This window comes from Pseudomonas sp. K5002 (genome assembly GCF_013386655.1).
Taxonomy (GTDB): Bacteria; Pseudomonadota; Gammaproteobacteria; order Pseudomonadales; family Pseudomonadaceae; genus Aquipseudomonas.
Genome location: NZ_JACARK010000403.1, coordinates 1 through 1,824, shown reverse-complemented (window position 1 = coordinate 1,824; position 1,824 = coordinate 1). Strand labels below are relative to the sequence as shown.

Annotated in this window: 3 protein-coding genes; 2 read left to right on the top strand and 1 reads right to left on the bottom strand. The window is 61.2% G+C overall.

Annotation, left to right across the window (positions count from 1 at the left end):
* Positions 1 to 472, top strand: a 472-nt coding sequence (locus tag HX846_RS18780) for an AbrB family transcriptional regulator (RefSeq protein ID WP_178965875.1), incomplete at its 5' end; no start/stop codon positions are given.
* A 68-nt stretch (positions 473 to 540) separates the two neighbouring features.
* Here HX846_RS18780 and ung read toward each other — a convergent pair.
* Positions 541 to 1,233, bottom strand: coding sequence for a uracil-DNA glycosylase (gene ung, locus HX846_RS18775; RefSeq protein ID WP_003212020.1), 693 nt, complete (start codon positions 1,231 to 1,233; stop codon positions 541 to 543).
* Positions 1,234 to 1,368: 135 nt separating this feature from the next.
* Between ung and HX846_RS18770 the strand changes: the two genes are divergently transcribed.
* The coding region (locus tag HX846_RS18770) for an enoyl-CoA hydratase/isomerase family protein (RefSeq protein ID WP_178965876.1) at positions 1,369 to 1,824 on the top strand (456 nt) is incomplete at its 3' end.

Here is a 1,824-nt window from a genome sequence, read left to right as displayed (position 1 = left end):
CGCACTGGTGGCCTGGGGCTGGCAGCGCTTGCGTCAGCCAAACCCCTGGCTGTTCGGGCCGCTGCTGGTCAGTGCCGCCGCCAGCATTACCTGGGACTTGCACATCGGGCTGCCCGACGGCGGCAGCCAGATCGGCCAGTGGCTGATCGGCAGCGGCCTGGGCTGCCACTTCAACCGGCAGTTCTTCCGGCGCGCGCCGTTGTTCATGGGACGTACGTTGATCGGTACGGCGTTGACCATGTTGATTGCGACGCTGGCGGCTGTGGGCTTGAGCGCACTCACACATCTGGACCTGCGTTCGCTGACACTGGGCATGATGCCAGGCGGAATTGCGGAAATGAGCCTGACGGCGGAAACCCTGCAACTGTCGGTGCCGTTGGTGACGGCGATGCAGGTGATGCGTTTGTTGTTTGTGCTGTTTCTGGCGGAGCCGTTGTTTCGGCACTGGAACCGGCAGCCAGACAAAATCTGAAGCCTAAGAGGCATTCAATTGTAGGAGCTGTCGAGCTTTAGCGAGACAGCTCCTACATTGGAGCTATGTCAAACCGGCGGCAATCGCCACTCGATCGGCGTCTCGCCATTCTGCTCAAGAAACTTGTTGGTGCGGCTGAAATGCCCGCAGCCAATAAACCCTCTATAGGCCGACAACGGCGACGGATGCACCGACGTCAGCACCAGGTGCTTGGTGGCGTCGATCAGCTTCTGCTTGCCCTGCGCATGGGCGCCCCACAGCAAGAACACCAGGTGCGGCTGATGCTCGCTCACCACTTCAATAATCCGATCGGTAAAGAACTGCCAGCCCTTGCCCGCATGGGCGTTGGCATTCGCGCGCTCCACGGTCATGGTGGTGTTGATCATCAGCACGCCCTGGTCGGCCCAGCTTTGCAGGTAGCCGTGGTTGGGAATGTCGATGTTCAGGTCACGCTTGAGTTCTTTGTAGATATTGACCAGCGACGGCGGTGCCGGCACGCCCGGTTGCACCGAGAAGCACAAGCCGTGGGCCTGGCCCGGGCCGTGATACGGGTCCTGGCCGAGGATCACCACCTTGACCTTGTCCAGGGGCGTTGAGTTGAGTGCGTTGAAGATCATCGGGCCGGGTGGGTAGATCTCCTTGCCTGCCGCGTGCTCCTGGCGCAGGAATTCCCGCAACTGGGCCATGTACGGCTGGTCGAACTCGTCACGCAGGGCGTGTTTCCAGCTGGGTTCGAGTTTGATACGGTCGTCGGTGGTCATGGTTACGCTGTCTAGTCAAAAGAATGAGGCGAACCCTAGGAAAGCCGACCTTGCTTGTCAATTGATCTGACGCAGATACCGCACTTTCCTGCGAAGCGATCATACTGAACCTTCACTTTATCGATTGAGGTCATGATGAACCTGCACTTCGAAGAGCTGATTGGCACCGGCGGCGCCCGCGTTGGCATCGCCAGCCTGGACGCGGAAAAATCCCTCAATGCCTTGTCGTTGCCGATGATCCTGGCCCTGAGCGAACGCCTGGACGCGTGGGCCAAAGACCCGCAAATCGTCTGCGTGCTGCTGCGCGGCAATGGCCCCAAGGCTTTTTGCGCCGGTGGCGAAGTCCGCAGCCTGGCCCAGGCCTGCCGTGAACATCCCGGCGAAGTACCGGCGCTGGCCGCGCAATTTTTCGCCGCGGAGTACCGCCTCGACTACCGCCTGCACACCTATCCCAAACCGCTGATCTGCTGGGGCCACGGCTATGTGCTGGGCGGTGGCATGGGCTTGCTGCAAAGCGCCGCCGTGCGCATCGTCACGCCAAGCAGCCGCCTGGCCATGCCGGAAATCAGCATCGGCCTGTACCCGGACGTG